Origin of the sequence: Streptomyces sp. BoleA5 (assembly GCF_000373665.1) — a bacterium.
Classification (GTDB): Bacteria; Actinomycetota; Actinomycetes; order Streptomycetales; family Streptomycetaceae; genus Actinacidiphila.
The window spans coordinates 593,634-606,289 of sequence record NZ_KB892091.1 but is presented as its reverse complement, the minus strand read 5'-3'; the positions used below and the strand labels follow the sequence as shown (position 1 = coordinate 606,289).

Here is a 12,656-nt window from a genome sequence, read left to right as displayed (position 1 = left end):
GGTTCCTCGCACCGCACCGGTGCACCAGTCGGCGGGCACCAGCCCGAACTCCCGCAGGAGCGCGGTCAGTCCCGGCATCGCTGCCACCGTCGCCTCTGCTGCCGGGAGCAGTTGGAACAGCCGCCGCCGGGTGAGCGCGCCGGCCGGCGCCTGCGCTCGCCGGGGTCTCCCGCAGACGGAGCCCGCCGAACACCCCTACCGTCGAACACCCCTACCGCCGAATTGCCTTCCCCGACCGTCCGCGTGTGCCCCCGGACGCCCCGTGTGACGGCGGCAAGTCGCGCCTGGACCTCAGCGCTGCGGCGCCGCTCCACCGGCTCGGCCGGCCGCCGCGCGTACCAGGGTCACGTCGATCAGGCCGCCCTCAGGCATGGGCGCACGGTCTCGGCCGTCGACGGAACGCGGGCGGCGCTCCGCCCGGCGCCGCCCGGGCACGGCGCGCCCCTTCGGCGGACAGCACAGGGCGCGCCGGGCCCGGGCCGCCGTCCGGCGGGACGGGATGTGGCACCGTGAGGCGCAGCGCCGAAGATCACCGAGAAGGAGCTCCCCGTGTCCAAGCCCCCGCTTCCCCCCGCCGCGATCGAGATGCTGAAGAAGCCGAACCCGGCCGTCATCACGACACTGCGGTCCGACGGCCAGCCGGTCTCCACGGCCACCTGGTACCTGTGGGACGACGGCCGGGTGCTGGTCAACATGGACGGCAGCCGCAAGCGTCTGGACCACCTGCGCAACGACCCCCGGGTCACCCTCACCGTCCTGGACGAGGGAAACTGGTACACCCACGTCACCCTGATCGGGCGCGTCGCCGAACTGCGCGAGGACACCGGTCTCGCCGACATCGACCGGCTGGCCCAGCAGTACCTCGACCGTGCCTACCCCCAGCGGGACCGCGAGCGCTTCAGCGCCTTCATCGAGGTCGAGCGGTGGCACGGCTGGGGCGCCCTCAAGGACAGCGGCCAGCCGGGCTGACCGGGCGCCGACGCGTCAGCCCTCGTACGGCTCCGCCGGCTCCCGAACCGGCCGGGCGCGGCTCACGTCCAGGAAGGGGACGGGACCGTCGTTGACCGGATTCTTGGCCCGGCGCGGGGTGTGGGTCCCGGTCACCTCCAGCCAGGCGTCCGGCCGCAGGACGGGCGGCACCTGCCCGGTCAGGCCGATCTTGACCGCGCGGGCGTCGGCGGCGCAGCAGTTCAGCACCATCCGGGTCAGGAACGGGGTGCCGTCGCGGCCGATGCTGACGAAACCGGTGAGGGTGAGCTGACGGCCGCTGAGGGAACGCCCGCCGTCGTAGACCGCTCGGCCCGCGTAGTCCGCACCCGCGGCCTGAGCGGGTGGTGCCCGGAACGCCGGCGGACCGGCCACGGTCAGAGCACGCGCTGCCCCTTGCCCAGCGCGATGATCCCGTTCGCGGAGGCGTGGTAGAGCTCGCGGTCGCGCTCCGGGTTGACGCCGACCGTGGCGCCCGCGGGCACCGCCACGTTCTTGTCGAGGATCGCGCGGCGCACGACCGCGCCCCGCCCGATGCGGACGTTGTCGTGCAGCACCGACCCCTGCACCACCGCGCCCTCCTCGACGACCACACCCGGCGACAGCACGGACTGCGTGACCTGCCCGGAGATGATGCAGCCCGGGCTGACCATCGACTCGCTCGCGATCCCGCCGGCCACGAACTTCGCCGGGGGCAGCCGCAGCGAGTGCGTGTACAGCGGCCACTGGTCGTTGTACAGGTTGAAGACCGGGTGGACGGAGATCAGGTCCTGGTGGGAGTCGTAGTACGCGTCCAGGGTGCCCACGTCCCGCCAGTAGCCGTGGTCGCGGGCGGTCTCGCCGGGCACGTGGTTGTCGTCGAAGTCGTAGACCTGCACCTGCCCCTTGGCGGTCAGCAGCGGGATGATGCTGCCGCCCATGTCGTGCACCGACGCGTCGTCCTCGGCGTCCTGGGCCAGCGCGTCCAGCAGCACCTTCGTGGTGAACACGTAGTTGCCCATCGAGGCGTACACCCGGTCGGGGTCGCCGGGCAGGCCCGGCGGATCGGTGGGCTTCTCCAGGAACCGCTCCACCCGCACCCCGCCGGGTCCCGGGGTGATGATCCCGAACGAGGGCGCCTGGTCGCGCGGGACGCGGATGCCCGCGACCGTGGCTCCCGCGCCGGCCTCGATGTGCTGGCGCAGCATCTGTCGTGGGTCCATGCGGTACACGTGGTCGGCGCCGAACACCACGATGTAGTCGGGCTGTTCGTCGTACACCAGGTTCAGCGACTGGTAGATGGCGTCCGCGCTGCCCAGGAACCACCGCGGGCCCAGCCGCTGCTGCGCGGGGACGGGGGTGACGTAGTTGCCCAGCAGGTTCGACATCCGCCAGGTCGTGGTGATGTGCCGGTCCAGGGAGTGCGACTTGTACTGCGTCAGCACGCAGATGCGCATGACGTCGCCGTTGACGAGGTTGGACAGGACGAAGTCCACCAGCCGGTAGGCGCCGCCGAACGGCACCGCCGGTTTGGCGCGGTCGGCGGTCAGCGGCATCAACCGCTTGCCCTCCCCGCCCGCGAGCACGATTCCGAGCACCGAAGGTCCGCCACGCATCCCTGCCCCCTCTGCCGCTACCGCCCTAGCGAATTGCAGATCTCCTCGTACACGCCCACGGTGCGGCGGGCCACCGCGTCCCACCCGAACTCCGCCACCGCACGCTCACGTCCCGCGGCCCCCATCCGCGCCGCCGCCGCCCGATCGCCGGTGAGCGCGTCGACCGCCGCGGCCAGACCCGCCTCGAACGCCTCGGCGTCCTTCTCCTCGTACGGCACCAGGAGGCCGGTGACGCCGTCCTCCACCACCTCCGGGATCCCGCCCACCGCGGAGGCGACCACCGGGGTGCCGCACGCCATCGCCTCCAGGTTCACGATGCCCAGCGGTTCGTAGACCGAAGGGCACACGAACACTGCGGCGTGCGTGAGCAGTTGCACGACCTCGGGCCGGGGGAGCATCTCCGGGATCCAGATCACCCCGCCGCGCACCGCCCGCAGTTCCTCCACCAGTTCGCGGAACTCCCGGTCGATCGCCGGGGTGTCGGGCGCCCCGGCGCACAGCACGATCTGCAGGCCCGAATCGATCCGCCGGGCGGCCCGCAGCAGGTGCGGGACCCCCTTCTGCCGTGTGATCCGCCCGACGAACAGCGCGTACGGGCGGCCGGGATCGACGCCATGCGCCATCAGTGCCGCGGTGGACGCGTCAGGTTGGTAGAGCCGGGTGTCGATGCCGTTGTGGACGACGTGCACCCGCGCCGGGTCGAGCGCGGGGTAGCTGCGCAGGATGTCCGCGCGCATCCCGTGCGACACGGCGATGACGCCGTCCGCGGCCTCGACCGCGGTCCGTTCCGCCCAGCTCGAGAGCGCGTACCCGCCGCCGAGCTGCTCGGCCTTCCAGGGGCGCAGCGGTTCGAGGGAGTGGGCGGTCAGCACGTGCGGCACGCCGTACAGCAGCTTGGCCAGGTGGCCGGCGAGGTTGGCGTACCAGGTGTGCGAGTGCACCAGGTCCCGTCCGGCCAGCGCGGCCGCCATCGACAGGTCCACCGACAGGCTGCGCAACGCCTCGTTGGCGCCCTCCAGCTCCGCGGCGGCGGCGTGCCGGGTGACGCCGGGAGCGTCCCCGCCGTCCGCCCCGGCCCCCCAGCAGTGGACCTGAAGCTCCGTCAGCGATCGCAGCTCGCGGGCCAGGAACTCCACGTGGACGCCCGCCCCGCCGTAGACGTAGGGCGGGTACTCCCTCGTGAGCAGTGCCACCTTCACGGGCGCCTCCCCGGGTCCCGTCGCCGTGTTGGGACATCCATGCCCCGCAGAACGGTGTTCGATCCGTGTTCCCCGCCTTTCGCCGCCTGATTCCCCGCGCGCAATTCCTTCGACTTCTCCGTCCGCTTCGTGGATCGTCGGACGCATGCGACAGGACGACATCTGGGACGCGGCGACCGCCCGGAGCTACGACACCCCCGGGACGGGCATGTTCGCCCCGGAGGTGCTCGGCCCGGCCGTGGACCGTCTCGCCGAACTCGCCGACGGCGGACGGGCGCTCGAATTCGCCATCGGCACCGGCCGCGTCGCCGTGCCGCTCGCGGCGCGAGGCGTGCCGGTCAGCGGCATCGAGCTCTCAGGGCCGATGGTCGACCGGCTGCGCACCAAGGCGGACGACGCGACGATCCCGGTCGTCACCGGCGACATGGCCACCACCCGAGCCCCGGGCACCTTCCGGCTGGTCTACCTCGTCTACAACACCATCTCCAACCTGCTCACCCAGGCCGAACAGGTCGCCTGCTTCCGCAACGCCGCCCGCCATCTCGCACCGGGCGGGCGCTTCGTGACCGAACTGTGGGTCCCCGAGCTGCGCAAACTGCCGCCCGGCCAGCAGGCCGTGGTCTGGCACTCCGAGTCCGGCTCCATGGGCGTGGACACCTACGACGTCCTGCGCCAGCAGGTCGTCTCGCACCACTTCCGTTTCGCCGACGGCGAGCGGGCACGGCTGTTCCGCTCCCCGCACCGCTACATCTGGCCCGCCGAACTCGACCTCATGGCCCGCCTCGCGGGATTCGGCCTGGAGTCCCGCCACGCCGACTGGAGCGGAGGCGAGTTCACCGCCGAATCCCGTTCCCATGTCTCCGTCTACCGGCTCCCCGCCGCCGAGCGGTGACCGGCGGGTCTAGTCCTCCTCCCCGCTCAGGGCGCCCGCGGAGGTGAGAGCGGCGGTGTCCGGGGCCGAGTCCGGGGTGGGGGCCGCGGGGACGGGGTGGGCGTCCGCGACGCGCTTGGCGGTGGCGCGGGTGAGGGAGACCGTGGGGGGAGCGGGGGGCGGCGCGAGGGAACGGGCGAGGTCGCGGTCGAGGCGGCGCAGCTGGGACTGCATGTGCGCGGTCAGACGGCCGCGGTAGGCATGCTCGAAGGTGCGGAGGTCGTCGACCTTGCGCTGGAGCGCGGTGCGCGCGGAGGTCAGCGCGATCATCGCCTGACGGTGCTTCTCGCGGGCCTCGTGCTCGAGGGCCTGGGCGCGCTCGCCGGCGTCGCGGCGCAGGTTCTCCGCCTGGCCGAGGGCCTCACCGACGATCTTGTGGGCTTCGGCGCGGGCTTCGGCGACGGCCCGCTCGGCGGTGTGCTCGGCCAGGGCGAGCAGACGGGCCGTGCTGTCGACGGCGAACCCGGGCTGCTTCTCGGTCGCCTCCTCGGCCTCCTCGGCTGCCGCGGGATCTGCGGCTGCGGCTGCGGCTGCGGCTTCCGCTTCGGCATCGGCCGCGACGGGGGCGGGCTCCGGCTCGGGCACCACTTCGGGCTCCGGCTCGGGCTCGGGTTCAGGTGCGGACGCCACCTCGAGAGCGGGCTCCTCGTGCTGCCGGGCGGCTGCGGTCTCGGCGGCGGAGAGCTCGGCGCGCAGGTCCTGGTTGATCCGCAGCAGCCGGGTCAGCTCGGCCTGCACCTCGTCCAGGAAGTCGTCGACCTCGCGCTCGTCGTAGGCCTCGCGGAGGCGGACGGTGGTGAACTGCGTCCTGCGCACGTTCTCGGGGGTAATCGGCGTCTGTGCCATCTGCTCACCTCGAGGTGTTCGTCGACAAGTCCTGACCGCATCCGTCAACTCCAGCTTGGGCGGCGGGCCGGGCCGGGGCAGCCCGGGAACACCGCGCGGGCGCGGTGCGGGCGGTGTCACCAGCGCCGATCGTGGGACCCGGGTGAGCGGCGTGGAGGGCGCAACTACGGGCGGCGCAGTGGCAACTGTGATCATGCGCGTCGTCACTGCGCCCGCAGACAGCGTGGATTTCCCTCCGCGCTCGGCGAAAGGGCCGGACGGGTGAATACGGTCCCCCGGGGCCCGGGTACGGACCGCGCATGGGGACGCCGGGCGGGGACGAAGGGGTGTGGTTCGTCCCCCTGGCGATGGACCAGGAGGGGTACGGGGCGCTGCGCGACCCGCCGGTACCAGCGCCCGACGAGGACCGCACCGACCGGCACGCCCACGTCGGCCGGATCCGCGACGAACCGCGCGCCCTGTCGGCCGGCCCCGGGCGCTGACCGGAGTCAGCGAGCCTCCCGCTAGGCTCGCGGCGACGTCGGACCAGTTCGTCGCGGGTGTCGGCCCGCCGGCGGCCCGCGCGGCCCGACCCACCGTCGAAGGGAACGCCATGACGCAGCCCGTCATCATCGGAAGCGAGCGCAGCGAGGTCGGCCTGCCGGCCGGGATGGACGTGCTGCGGCGGGGCGGGACGGCGCTGGACGCCGTGGAGGCGGCGATGCGCCGCTGCGAGGACAACCTCACCGACCACTACGTCGGCACCGGCGGGCTGCCCAACGCGCAGGGCGTCGTCGAGCTGGACGCCTCCGTGATGACGGGCTCGGACCGCAGGTTCGGCGCGGTCGGCGCGCTGCGCGGGTTCCCCAACCCGATCTCGGTGGCGCGCGCGGTGATGGAGCGGCTGCCTCAGCACTGCCTGCTGGTGGGGGAGGGTGCCGCGTTGTTCGCCCGGGAGAACGGGTTCGAGGGCGCCGAACTGCTGACCGACGAGTCCCGGGCCATGTGGCGCGAGCAGTTGCTGACCGCCGCCGAGGCGGTCGAGGGGGAGAACACCCCGGCGGTCGACGGCGACCACCGCTACCGCCGGGCGGCGCTGGAGCTGGTGCGGCGGATGGCGCCGCACGAGGGGCCGTGGGGGACGATCAACATCGTCGCGCTCGACGCGCACGGCGAGATGTGCGTGGGCGTCTCGACCTCGGGCTACCCCTTCAAGTACCCGGGACGGGTGGGCGACTCCGCAGTCCCGGGGGCGGGCAACTGGTGCGATCTGCGCGGTGGCGGGGCGGCGTGCACCGGCCGCGGCGAGCTGAGCCTGCGCGGCGGGACGGCGCGCACGGTGGTCGACCTGCTGGCGCTGGGCAAGGAGCCCGCGGACGCGTGCCGGGTCGCCCTGGAGGAGGCGGCCGGCCTGCCCGACGAGTTCCGGTCCGAGCTGCGGGCGCTGGCGCTGACGCCGGACGGGCGGCACGGGGGCGCGGCGGGGCAGGAGGGCAGCGTCTACGCGGTGATGACCGATGCCTCCACCGAGCCGGAGCTCCGCCCCCGCACGCTGGTCTGAGGGCCGCCCGGGCCTACGGCTCGGGCGCGATCAGTTCCCCGCTGGTCGCGTCCCGGATCGTGATCGCCTCCACCGGGCAGGACTCGGCGGCGTCGACCAGGAGCTCGTCCGGTTCGGCCGTCGGGTGCCTGGGGCAGGACTTGCGGTCGCGGAGCTCGAAGTGCTCGGGGGCGATGCCGGCGCAGGAACCGGTGCCGATGCAGGTGTTCCGGTCCACCTCGATCTGCCAGGTCATGGCGCGCCTCCTTCGGGGTCGTCAGGTGTCATCAGGTGCCGTCGGGTGTCGTCAGGCGTCTCGGCTCCCGTCCCAGGTGACCGGCATCCGTTCGGGTCCGCGCAGCGCGACGCCGGACTTCCACACGACGCTCTCCTCCGGCCCGGCCAGGCGCAGTCCGGGCAGCCGGTCGAGCAGGGTGCTCAGCGCCACCTGCAGTTCCATGCGGGCCAGTTGGGCGCCCAGGCAGTGGTGCGGTCCGTGCCCGAAGCCGACGTGGGAGGACTCCTGGCGCAGTACGTCGAGCCGGTCGGGGTCGGTGTAGACCGCCTCGTCGCGGTTGGCCGACACGGGGCAGACCACCACCGCCTCCCCGGCGCGCACGGTGCCGCCGCTGAGTTCGACGTCGTCCAGCGCGTAGCGGGGCATTCCGGCGCCGTTGCCCAGGGGGACGTAGCGCATCAGCTCCTCGACGGCGCCGGGGACGAGGCCGGGGTCGGCGCGCAGCGCCGCGAGCTGCCCGGGGTGGGTGAGCAGGGTGTAGACGAAGTTCGGGATCTGCGAGGCGGTGGTCTCGTGGCCCGCGACCAGCAGCGATACAGCCAGGACCTGCAGCTCGCGTTCCGACAGGCGCTCGTCGTTGTCGCGGGCGTCGACCAGCGCGCCGAGGAGGTCGTCGTGCGGCGTGGTGCGCCGTTCGGCGATCAGCCCGGCCATGTAGGCCATCAGGGCGTCCGTGCAGTCCTGGATCTCCCGCGGGGTGTACTTGGTGGTGGACAGCAGCGCGTCGGACCAGGTGCGGAAGTCGGCGCGGTCGGCCAGGGGGACGCCGAGCAGTTCGCAGATGACGGTGACGGGCAGTGGCAGGGCGAAGTCCGCCACGAGGTCGGCGGGCGCGCCGCGGGCGGCCATCCCGTCGGCCAGTTCGGCCGCGATCTGCTCGGTGCGGGGCCGCAGGCGCTCGATGTGCCGGGCGGTGAAGGCCTTGGCCACGATCCGCCGCAGCCGGGTGTGGTCCGGCGGGTCGAGGTCGAGGATGCTGCCCTCCAGGCCCCGGTGCGGCCGCAGGCGCGGCTCGTCGCGGTGGACGGCCTCGGCCCGGCTGAACCGGGGGTCGCCCAGGACGGTCCTGACGTCCTCGTACCGGGTGACCAGCCAGGCGGCCTCCCCGTAGGGGAACCGGACCCGGCACAGCGGCTCGTCCTTGCGCAGTCCGGCGAAGGCCGGGTCGACGGTCAGCCGGTCGGCTTCGGTGAAGGGGTAGTTCCGGGGCTCGGTCGCGGCCATGGCGCATGCCTCCAATGGACTCGGGGGGTCGGGTGCGGCCCTCACGTCGGGCCGGGGGTACGGCGCGGCGCGGCGGGCCGGCCGGCGAGGGCGGGGCGCAGCAGGTGGCACAGGTCGTCGGCGAGGAGTTCCAGCGGGTCGTCGGTGTCGACCGGAAGGCCGCCGGCGATCCAGGCGGTGAGGAACGACCCGGTCTGGAGCACGGCCATCAGGGCGCGCTGCCGTGCCTGCGCGGGGGTGACGCGCCGCCACCGGCGGGGCGCGGCGGTCAGCAGGGCCACGTAGCGTTCGTGCGCCGCGAGGTAGCGGTCGCGGGCGCCGCCCTCGTCACCGGCGGCCGACGGGGTGGCGGCCAGCAGAACGCGGATGGTCGGCGCGAGGGCCCGCCAGCTCGATGCCGCGTGCTCCAGCCACTCGCGCACGGCGGCGCGGGTCCACTCGGGGACGGCGGCCAGTTCGGCGTAGAGGGCGTCGGTGGCCTGGTACACCCGGTCCGTCAGGGCGGCGGCGATCTCCGCCTTTCCGCGGAAGTGCGCGTACACCGTGGCCCGGGTGACGCCGGCGGCGCGGGCGATGTCCTCCATGGTGGCGGCGACGGACGACTTCGCGGCGAAGACCTCGACCGCACCGTCCAGGACCCGGTTGCGGGTCAGGTCACGCTGCTCGGTCCGCAGGCTCACCCGCGGTGCGCCCACCGCGGTCGCGGATCCGGCACCGGCCGGCCGACGACGTTCCATAGGGAAAGCGTACAAAAGGGAGTGAGTCTATACATTTTGTGTACGGCGGGAGGGGGAGCGAGTGCGGGGGCGGGGCCGTGGCCCGTCAGCCCTGGTTGCGGGGGTGGGCGCGGGCGCCGCGCTCGTTGCCGCGCTTGTGGTTGCCGGTCCAGCGGGCCATGACCAACTGGGCGTCGCCGCGCTCCACCTCGTCCAGGAACCGCTCGGCGCGCTCCCCGCGCAGGACGGCGGCCGTGTGCGCGCCGTGGGTGACGACCACGGTGCCGTCGCCGTACCGGCGGTAGGAGAATCCGTGAGGACGGGGCATGGCGGCGAGCGTAGAGCCGGACCGGGCCGGAGTGGCAGCGATTTACGCGGCGTCGCCGGCCGGGAGGTGCGGCCGGCGCACGGCCAGCGCTGCGATGTCGTCCTCGAGCCGCCCGCCGCTGTAGCGGACCAGTTCGTGGTGCAGCCGGTCCAGCAGTTCGCGGGGCGCCGCCGGGCCCTGGCGCAGCAGCCACTCCGGCAGGGGGAAGAACGCCCCGGTGCGGTCGCGGGTCTCGGTGACGCCGTCGGTGTAGAGCAGCAACTGGTCGCCGGGGGCGAAGGCATGGGTGTCGACGAAGTAGTCGTCCCCGATGAGGTCGGCGAGGTTCAGCGGCGGGGAGGCGGCGCTCGGCTCCAGTACCCGGATGCGGCCGGCGTGCACGATGATCGGCGGGGGATGCCCGCAGTTGAGCAGCCTCAGGCGGCCGCCGTCGTGCGGGATCTCGGCGATCACGGCGGTGGCGAAGCGCTCCGGCAGGTCCTGGCCGGGGTGGCCGGAGCTGTGGCGCCCGATGCTCGTCTCCAGGCGGTGGATGATGCCCCGCAGGTCCGGCTCGTCGTACGCCGCCTCCCGGAAGCAGCTGATCACGGCGGAGGCCGCGCCCACGGCGGACAGTCCCTTGCCGCGTACGTCGCCGATCAGCAGCCGCACCCCGTAGGGGGTGTCGGCCACCTCGTAGAAGTCGCCGCCGATGCGCGCATGCTCCTGCGCCGCCAGATACAGCGACTCGATCTCCATACCCTGGATGTGCCGCGGCAGCGGCCGGAGCAGTACCGTCTGCGCCGCGTCGGCGACCGTCCGGGCGTGGAAGAGCGCCTCCTCGCGCTGGATCCGTACATGGCTGGCGTAGGCCGCCGCCAAGGTGACCGCGACGATGGCGGCCCCGGTGTACGGGGTTCCCAGGTCCGTGTAGACGAAGCTCAGGCCCACCATGACGAGCAGGCAGAACGCGCCCAGCAGCACGGTCGCCAGTACCGGCCACATCGCGGCGGCCAGGGCGGGGGCCACGGGCAGCAGACGGCTGATCGCGATCTCGCGCGGGGTGGCGAAGGCCAGGGCGGCGATGAGCACGGTCAGGATCACCGGGGCCGGCCGCCCGACCCCCCAGCGCCCGCCGAGGCGGGCACGTCGGCGCCGCAGCCATCCGGACATGATCACGAAGCGCATCATACCGGGGCAAAAGGGATGAAGAACCGGCCCGCCCGGCCGGACGGAGCAGTCGGCCGCCCCCGGGGTCGGGCCCCGGGGCGGCCGTGGGTCGCCGGCGGCGGCCGGGCGTACCGGCCCCGGCTCAGTCCTCGCCGCGGCGCCCCGGCAGGACCTGGATCGTGTCGCCGACGGCCCGCTCACCGGTCGCGTCGGAGGGGACGTTGGCCAGGACACCGTCGACCACCATCGCCGACGAGCCGCCACCGTCGAGGTTGAGGGCCTGCACCGCGCCCAGCGACCTCATGAAGCGGGCCGCCTCGCCGAGGGTGAAGCCCTCGCTCACCCCGGGCTGCCGTCCGTCCACCGTCACCAGGAGCAGACGGCCCCGCCGGTCGATGCCGGCCATCGTCCGCGGCTGGCGCACGTTGGACCACGCGAAACCGAACGAGAGGTCCATCGGGTCCAGGGTGCCCTCGGCGGCGGCGTCGATGTGGACACGGCCGTCCTCCACCAGGGTGGGCGCCGCACTCACGATGCTGTCGCCGCGGCCGAGCCGGACCTGACGCCCCTCGGCGTCCCGGACGACCTCCTTCACGACCAGCCGCCTGCCGGTCCGCGCGTGCTCGGTCAGCCACGCCGCGGAGGCGCCGGTGCCCTGCAGCACCGTGCCGCGCTCCGGGACGGACCCGCCGCGGGCGCCGGTGGAGAGCACGATCCCGTGCGCGTCGAGCACCACCTGCGCGCCGCCGCCCGTGGGCAGCGGCGCACGGAACGCGGGGGTGAACTCCACCAGGTCGTCCGCCAGGGTGCAGGTCGTGTCGTGGCGGGGCTGCTCGGTCGGGACACCACCGGGACGGCCGCAGTTGCGGGCCTTGCCGGGCAGGCGGTTGATGCCCTGCACCGCGTGGCGGGCGGAGCCGGCCCGCACGGTGACCGTCGTGGACAGGTCCGCGATCCGCGGCCGCCGTCCGCCGTCGCCGAGGACCAGCGCCGCCCGCGAGCCGACCGCCATCGACTCCAGTTTGCCGTCCACCGCGGACAGACCCGCGACGGTGCCCTGGACGCCGTCGGAGTCCGAGGTGACGAAGAAGCCGCCGTTGACGCCGAGCAGCGATCCCAGCCGCCCGGCGACCGCCGAGGTCTTCTCCCGGTCGGCGACGTTGCCGCCGTCGCTGACCGCGACCGACCCGCGCAGCCGCGCCGGGTCCACCACGGCCACGTGGATGCGCTCGCCGTCGGCGGCCTGCCGGCCGTCGTAGCCCGTCCACTCCGTCGACGTGCGGAAACCGGCCGCCACGACCGCCGCGTTCGCCGTTCCCGCCTCGGCCTGGGTGGCGTACCGGCCGACCCGGACCTGCCAGCCCATCACGCCGCGCGGGGTGTCGGCGTAGGTGTCCCACTCCACCGCCTCCAGCCGCGGCTCGAGCCCGGCCTCGCGCAGCCGCCCGGCGGTCGCGTCGGCCCAGGCGCGGTCACCCAGCGGGGCCCACGTGGCGGCGCCCGTCAGCCGGTTGACAGCGGGGGCCTGCACGGTCACCGTCCACGCCCCGGCGGCCGACGGGTCCCGCAGCACGCCGCTGCGGACCTCCAGGCCGGGCGCCACCTGCTGCGTCGTCCACGCGATCCCGTGCGTGCCGGAGTCCGCGGGCGACTGCGCCCCCGCGAGGGCCGGCGGGACGACGGCGACCAGCGCCAGGGCGGCGGCGAACACCGCACCCCTCCGCGCGGCCTTCCCCGCCCGGCGTGCCCTGTCGCGCGGTTCGGCGGCTGTGACGGACATGCGTTCTCCTGACGTTCGTCTCCACCGGGCGGTGCGTGGCGCCGCCCGGTCCTTGATCCTCATCCCAGACCCGCGCGGGGACGG

At 74.1% G+C, this 12,656-nt stretch carries 14 protein-coding genes; 4 read left to right on the top strand and 10 right to left on the bottom strand.

Annotation, left to right across the window (positions count from 1 at the left end):
* Positions 1-549: 549 nt before the first annotated feature.
* Complete coding sequence (locus tag B085_RS0106620; RefSeq protein WP_018557779.1) at positions 550-969, top strand: PPOX class F420-dependent oxidoreductase; 420 nt, start codon at positions 550-552, stop codon at positions 967-969.
* Positions 970-984: 15 nt separating this feature from the next.
* On the opposite strand, the gene B085_RS41520 is transcribed toward B085_RS0106620, so the two are convergent.
* The 3 genes from B085_RS41520 to glgA are packed head-to-tail and all read right to left on the bottom strand — an operon-like array spanning position 985 to position 3,781.
* Positions 985-1,362 (bottom strand): hypothetical protein, encoded by a 378-nt coding sequence (locus tag B085_RS41520; protein WP_018557778.1) that lies wholly within the window; start codon positions 1,360-1,362, stop codon positions 985-987.
* A gap of 2 nt (positions 1,363-1,364) precedes the next feature.
* Positions 1,365-2,582, bottom strand: coding sequence for a glucose-1-phosphate adenylyltransferase (gene glgC / locus B085_RS0106610; RefSeq protein ID WP_037731253.1), 1,218 nt, complete (start codon positions 2,580-2,582; stop codon positions 1,365-1,367).
* Between the two features lie 17 nt (positions 2,583-2,599).
* Positions 2,600-3,781 (bottom strand): glycogen synthase, encoded by a 1,182-nt coding sequence (gene glgA / locus B085_RS0106605; protein WP_018557776.1) that lies wholly within the window; start codon positions 3,779-3,781, stop codon positions 2,600-2,602.
* 145 nt (positions 3,782-3,926) lie between these two features.
* On the opposite strand from glgA, the gene B085_RS0106600 reads away from it, so the two are divergent.
* The gene (locus tag B085_RS0106600; protein ID WP_018557775.1) at positions 3,927-4,673 is read left to right on the top strand and encodes a class I SAM-dependent DNA methyltransferase; all 747 of its coding nucleotides are present in this window, start codon (positions 3,927-3,929) and stop codon (positions 4,671-4,673) included.
* Positions 4,674-4,682: 9 nt separating this feature from the next.
* Here the strand turns inward: B085_RS0106600 and B085_RS51610 are convergent, their stop codons facing one another.
* Positions 4,683-5,558: a DivIVA domain-containing protein gene (locus B085_RS51610; protein ID WP_018557774.1), complete on the bottom strand. Its 876-nt coding sequence runs from the start codon at positions 5,556-5,558 to the stop codon at positions 4,683-4,685.
* Between the two features lie 299 nt (positions 5,559-5,857).
* Between B085_RS51610 and B085_RS0106590 the strand changes: the two genes are divergently transcribed.
* Positions 5,858-6,040, top strand: a complete 183-nt coding sequence (locus B085_RS0106590) for a hypothetical protein (RefSeq protein WP_018557773.1) — start codon at positions 5,858-5,860, stop codon at positions 6,038-6,040.
* 110 nt (positions 6,041-6,150) lie between these two features.
* Positions 6,151-7,098, top strand: coding sequence for a N(4)-(beta-N-acetylglucosaminyl)-L-asparaginase (locus B085_RS41510; RefSeq protein ID WP_018557772.1), 948 nt, complete (start codon positions 6,151-6,153; stop codon positions 7,096-7,098).
* A 13-nt stretch (positions 7,099-7,111) separates the two neighbouring features.
* Here B085_RS41510 and B085_RS0106580 read toward each other — a convergent pair whose 3' ends face one another.
* From B085_RS0106580 to B085_RS0106555, 6 genes are all read right to left on the bottom strand, one after another.
* Positions 7,112-7,333: a ferredoxin gene (locus B085_RS0106580; protein ID WP_018557771.1), complete on the bottom strand. Its 222-nt coding sequence runs from the start codon at positions 7,331-7,333 to the stop codon at positions 7,112-7,114.
* A 51-nt stretch (positions 7,334-7,384) separates the two neighbouring features.
* The gene (locus B085_RS0106575) at positions 7,385-8,599 is read right to left on the bottom strand and encodes a cytochrome P450 (RefSeq protein ID WP_018557770.1); all 1,215 of its coding nucleotides are present in this window, start codon (positions 8,597-8,599) and stop codon (positions 7,385-7,387) included.
* Between the two features lie 41 nt (positions 8,600-8,640).
* Positions 8,641-9,336, bottom strand: a complete 696-nt coding sequence (locus B085_RS0106570; protein WP_018557769.1) for a TetR/AcrR family transcriptional regulator — start codon at positions 9,334-9,336, stop codon at positions 8,641-8,643.
* A gap of 85 nt (positions 9,337-9,421) precedes the next feature.
* Positions 9,422-9,643 (bottom strand): hypothetical protein, encoded by a 222-nt coding sequence (locus tag B085_RS0106565; protein WP_018557768.1) that lies wholly within the window; start codon positions 9,641-9,643, stop codon positions 9,422-9,424.
* 42 nt (positions 9,644-9,685) lie between these two features.
* A complete protein-coding gene (locus B085_RS41505) occupies positions 9,686-10,801 on the bottom strand; it encodes a PP2C family protein-serine/threonine phosphatase (RefSeq protein WP_063740999.1) in 1,116 nt (371 codons plus the stop codon).
* Between the two features lie 133 nt (positions 10,802-10,934).
* Positions 10,935-12,572 (bottom strand): phosphodiester glycosidase family protein, encoded by a 1,638-nt coding sequence (locus tag B085_RS0106555; RefSeq protein WP_018557766.1) that lies wholly within the window; start codon positions 12,570-12,572, stop codon positions 10,935-10,937.
* Positions 12,573-12,656: the final 84 nt, after the last annotated feature.

What these genes read in the sequence shown, in the direction of transcription:
- glgC (WP_037731253.1), bottom strand. Translation starts at nt 2,582, where the DNA reads ATGCGTGGCGGACCTTCGGTGCTCGGAATCGTGCTCGCGGGCGGGGAG.
- B085_RS0106600 (WP_018557775.1), top strand. Translation starts at nt 3,927, where the DNA reads ATGCGACAGGACGACATCTGGGACGCGGCGACCGCCCGGAGCTACGAC.
- B085_RS51610 (WP_018557774.1), bottom strand. Translation starts at nt 5,558, where the DNA reads ATGGCACAGACGCCGATTACCCCCGAGAACGTGCGCAGGACGCAGTTC.
- B085_RS0106590 (WP_018557773.1), top strand. Translation starts at nt 5,858, where the DNA reads ATGGGGACGCCGGGCGGGGACGAAGGGGTGTGGTTCGTCCCCCTGGCG.
- B085_RS41510 (WP_018557772.1), top strand. Translation starts at nt 6,151, where the DNA reads ATGACGCAGCCCGTCATCATCGGAAGCGAGCGCAGCGAGGTCGGCCTG.
- B085_RS0106580 (WP_018557771.1), bottom strand. Translation starts at nt 7,333, where the DNA reads ATGACCTGGCAGATCGAGGTGGACCGGAACACCTGCATCGGCACCGGT.
- B085_RS0106575 (WP_018557770.1), bottom strand. Translation starts at nt 8,599, where the DNA reads ATGGCCGCGACCGAGCCCCGGAACTACCCCTTCACCGAAGCCGACCGG.
- B085_RS0106570 (WP_018557769.1), bottom strand. Translation starts at nt 9,336, where the DNA reads ATGGAACGTCGTCGGCCGGCCGGTGCCGGATCCGCGACCGCGGTGGGC.
- B085_RS0106565 (WP_018557768.1), bottom strand. Translation starts at nt 9,643, where the DNA reads ATGCCCCGTCCTCACGGATTCTCCTACCGCCGGTACGGCGACGGCACC.
- B085_RS0106555 (WP_018557766.1), bottom strand. Translation starts at nt 12,572, where the DNA reads ATGTCCGTCACAGCCGCCGAACCGCGCGACAGGGCACGCCGGGCGGGG.